A 4464-nucleotide genomic window follows, 5' to 3' on the forward strand; every position below is an offset into this window, starting at 1 on the left:
CCCGCCGGGCCCGGCCGCGCAGGCGGCGAGAAGGGTCAGGGCGCAGGTGACGGGCGCGAGACGCGTGGGGCGCATGGGCGGTCTCCGGTTGCAACATGGCGAGGTTCTAGCACGCCGCGCGCCCGCGTCCATCGCGCGGGCAGCGGCGCTCAGACCTCCTCGACCTCGATCACGCCGGGAAGCGACCTGAGCGCGCCCTTGATCTGCGGCGTCACCGGCCAGTCGGCGCCGCAGTCGATCTCGACCTCGCCGGGCAGCCCCTCGCCCATCAGGCAGATGCTGATCGGCCCGCGCGCGATGCGCTGGCCTTTGGGCACCTCCCGCCCGGCGCGTTCCAGGACACCCGCCAGCATGGTGATCGCGTCGGGCTGTTCGAGGAACACCCGCAGGCCCGAGCCGCCCGCATCCGCGACCACCCCCTCGATCGGCGCGACCGAACGACCCAGAAGCTTCAGCTGGTCGCTCTCCATCGTCGCCTCGACCTGCACCACCACCTGGCTGCCGGTCTCCAGATGCTCGCGCGCCGCCTCCAGCGTGTCGGAGAACATCGTCACCTCGAACTGCCCCGTAGGGTCCGACAGCTGCACGAAGGCGAAGCGGTTGCCGCGCGCGGACTTGCGCTCCTGCCGACCGGCCACCGTGCCCGCCATCTTGCCGACGAAGGCGCCGCGCGCGCCCGCCTGCTCGGTCACCTCGTCGAGCGTCATCACCCCCTTGCGCTTGAGCGGCGCTAGGTAGTCGTCGAGAGGATGGCCCGAAAGGTAGAAGCCCACGGCCTTGAACTCCTCGGCCAGCCGCTCGGCGGGCAGCCAGTCGGTCACGTTCGGCATGCGCGGCTCCGGCAGGTCCTCCCCCGCCTCGCCGAAGAGCGAGACCTGCGCGGAAGCCTTCTGCTCATGGATCGCCGCCGAGTAGGCCACCAGCGCGTCGAGCCCCGAGAAGACCCGGCGCCGGTTGCGGTCGAGCGCGTCGAAGGCCCCGGCCCGGGCCAGCATCTCCAGCGGCCGTTTGCCCACTTTCTTGAGTTCGACGCGACGTGCGAGGTCATAAAGTGTGGTGAATTGTCTTTTGCCACGCCCCTCGACGATCAGCTTCATCGCCTCGAGCCCGACGTTCTTCAGCGCGCCCAGCGCGTAGACGAGCTTGCCGTCCTGCACGTCAAAGCTGGCCTGAGAGCGGTTCACGCAAGGCGGCGTCCAGTCGAGCGACAGCCCCTTGCGGACCTCCTGGAAATAGACGCCGAGCTTGTCGGTCAGGTGGATGTCGCAGTTCATGACACCGGCCATGAACTCCACCGGGTGGTTCGCCTTGAGCCAGGCCGTCTGGTAGCTCACCACCGCATAGGCGGCGGCGTGGGACTTGTTGAAGCCGTAGTTGGCGAACTTCTCCAGAAGGTCGAAGACCTCCATCGCCTTCTTCTTGTCGACCCCGTTCGCCATCGCCCCTTCGACGAACTTGGGGCGCTCCTTGGCCATCTCCTCGGCGATCTTCTTGCCCATGGCGCGGCGCAGCAGGTCGGCGCCGCCGAGGCTGTAGCCCGCCATGACCTGCGCGATCTGCATCACCTGTTCCTGGTAGACGATGATGCCCTGCGTCTCGGCGAGGATGTAGTCGATGCTGGGATGGATCGAGGTGATCTCGCGCAGGCCGTTCTTGACCTCGCAATAGACGGGGATGTTTTCCATCGGGCCCGGCCGGTAGAGCGCCACCAGCGCCACGATGTCCTCGATGCAGGTGGGCCTCATGCGCTTGAGCGCATCCATCATGCCCGAGGATTCCACCTGGAACACCGCGACCGTCTTGGCGCGCGAATAGAGCTCATAGGTCTTGGCGTCGTCGAGCGGGATCAGGTTGATCTGGTTCTCGCCGCCCTCGGGGGGCTGGTAGAGCTCGGTCCCGTCCTCGGCCACGTGCAACGGGCGACCCGATTTCAGGATCAGGTCCATCGCGTTCTGGATGACGGTCAGCGTCTTCAGGCCGAGGAAGTCGAACTTCACCAGCCCCGCCTGCTCGACCCATTTCATGTTGAACTGGGTCGCCGGCATGTCCGAGCGCGGATCGCGGTAGAGCGGCACAAGCGCATCGAGCGGCCGGTCGCCGATCACGACGCCCGCCGCGTGGGTCGAGGCGTTGCGGTAGAGCCCCTCGACCTGCTGGGCATAGGTGAGAAGGCGGTTCACCACCTCCTCGTTCTTGGCCTCCTCGCGCAACCGTGGCTCGTCGGCGAGCGCCTTTTCGATAGAGACGGGCTTCACCCCCTCCACGGGGATCATCTTCGACAATCGGTCGACCTGGCCGTAAGGCATCTGCAGCACCCGGCCCACGTCGCGCACGGCGGCCTTGGACAAGAGCGCACCGAAGGTGATGATCTGCCCCACCTTCTCGCGGCCGTATTTCTCCTGCACGTAGCGGATCACCTCCTCGCGGCGATCCATGCAGAAGTCGATGTCGAAGTCGGGCATGGAGACCCGCTCGGGGTTGAGAAACCGCTCGAACAGCAGGGAATAGCGCAGCGGATCGAGGTCGGTGATGGTCAGCGCGTAAGCGACCAGGGAGCCCGCGCCAGAACCACGGCCCGGCCCGACGGGGATGTCGTGCTCCTTGGACCATTTGATGAAGTCGGCCACGATCAGGAAGTAGCCGGGAAAGCCCATGCCCTCGATGATGCCGAGTTCGAATTCGAGCCGCGCCTCGTACTCCTCGACGCTCACCGCATGCGGGATCACGGCGAGCCGGGCCTTCAGCCCCTCCTGCGCCTGACGGCGCAGTTCGACCACCTCGTCATCGGCGAATTTCGGCAGGATCGGCGCGCGCTTGTAGGTCTTGAAGGCGCAGCGGCGCGCGATCTCGACCGTGTTCTCCAGCGCCTCGGGCAGATCGGCAAACAGCGTCGCCATCTCCTGTGGGCTTTTGAAATAATGCTGTGAGGTCAGGCGGCGGCGCGGCTCCTGCTGGTCGACATAGGCGCCTTGCGCGATGCAGATCAGCGCATCATGCGCCTCGTAGATCTCGGGCTTGGGGAAATAGACGTCGTTGGTCGCGACCAGCGGCAGATCCATCGCATAGGCCATCTCGACATGGCCACGCTCGGAAAGCCGTTCGGCCCCGGGCAGACCGTCCTCGCCCGGGTGGCGCTGCAGCTCGACATAGAGCCGGTCCGGAAAGGCCGACTTGAGCCGCTGCATCAGCGCCTCGGCCTTGGGCCGCTGGCCCTGCCGCAAAAGCCGCCCGACGGGGCCGTCGGGGCCACCCGTGAGGCAGATCAGCCCGCCCGAGAGCGCCTCGATCTCCTCGATCGAGACCTGCGGGAGCTGCCCGTCGCTCTTGAGATAGAGGCAGGAGTTCAGCTTCATGAGGTTCATGTAGCCCGCCTCGGTCTGCGCCAGCAGCACGATCGGCGCGGGCGGCTCGGGCCTCTTGCCCGGCTCTGGGGCCACGTAGCACAGGTCGACCTGGCAACCGACGATCGGCTGCACCCCCGATTTCGCCGCCGTCTCGGAAAACTCCAGCGCGGCGAACATGTTGTTGGTGTCGGTGATCGCCACCGCCGGCATCTCGGCCTTGGCGGCGAGACCCGGCAGCTTCTTCACGGGGATCGCGCCTTCGAGCAGGGAATGCTCGGTGTGGACGCGCAGGTGGATGAATCGGGGATTGGCCATGGGGGAGGTTCTATCCCGGTGTGGCGGGCGCGGGAAGCGCGGGCGCGTCCTGCCCCCCGGTCAATGGGCAAGTTGTGATCGGCGATCCACTCCGGCCTCCCCTCCGAAGGCGGGGCGAACGCGAAGCCGCCCGCTCGCGTTCCGCAACGACAGACACGAGAGACTTGCCAAGCGCGCCCCGCATCGGGTTTCATGATTGGTGACATGAGGGTGTCCCGGTCTACGCCGCATCGACCGGGAGCGATTGCCCCAAGGCACATGGTAAGGCGGCGGATCTATCATGATGACCGAGATCGCGTTTCTTCTCAACGGGGAGACGGTGCGCGCAGGCGGAGCGCCGACGCGCAGCCTGCTCGATTACCTGCGTGAGCAAAAGGGGCTGACCGGCACCAAGGAGGGCTGCAACGAGGGCGATTGCGGCGCCTGTACGGTGATCGTCACCGACCCCGAGGGGGGCTTGCGCGCGTTGAACGCCTGCATTCTCTTCCTGCCGCAGCTTCAGGGCCGCGCCGTGCGCACCGTCGAGGGGCTGGCCGAGGGCGGCGCGCTGCACCCGGTGCAGCAGGCGATGGTCGACCATCACGGCAGCCAGTGCGGCTTCTGCACGCCGGGCTTCGTGATGGCGATGGCCGCCGCCCATGCGCAGGGCCGCACCGACCATGACGACCAGCTCGCGGGCAACCTGTGCCGCTGCACCGGCTACGCGCCGATCATCCGCGCGGCGCAGGCCGCCGAGGGCGCGCCCCTGCCCGCATGGATCGAGAGCGACCGCGAGAAGCTCGCGGCGCTGTCCGCCGAGGCCACG

Annotated in this window: 2 protein-coding genes; one reads left to right on the top strand and one right to left on the bottom strand. The window is 67.3% G+C overall.

Annotated elements, in window-relative coordinates:
• Nucleotides 1–149: 149 nt before the first annotated feature.
• Nucleotides 150–3659, bottom strand: coding sequence for a DNA polymerase III subunit alpha (gene dnaE / locus NHG85_RS04295; protein ID WP_253330143.1), 3510 nt, complete (start codon nt 3657–3659; stop codon nt 150–152).
• 283 nt (nt 3660–3942) lie between these two features.
• On the opposite strand from dnaE, the gene NHG85_RS04300 reads away from it, so the two are divergent.
• Nucleotides 3943–4464, top strand: a 522-nt coding sequence (locus NHG85_RS04300; RefSeq protein WP_253330145.1) for a 2Fe-2S iron-sulfur cluster-binding protein, incomplete at its 3' end; no start/stop codon positions are given.

Source organism: Limimaricola litoreus, from assembly GCF_024159025.1.
Taxonomy (GTDB): domain Bacteria; phylum Pseudomonadota; class Alphaproteobacteria; order Rhodobacterales; family Rhodobacteraceae; genus Limimaricola; species Limimaricola litoreus.

Excerpts from the sequence above, each read along its gene's own strand:
- dnaE (WP_253330143.1), bottom strand. The coding sequence starts at position 3,659 with ATGGCCAATCCCCGATTCATCCACCTGCGCGTCCACACCGAGCATTCC.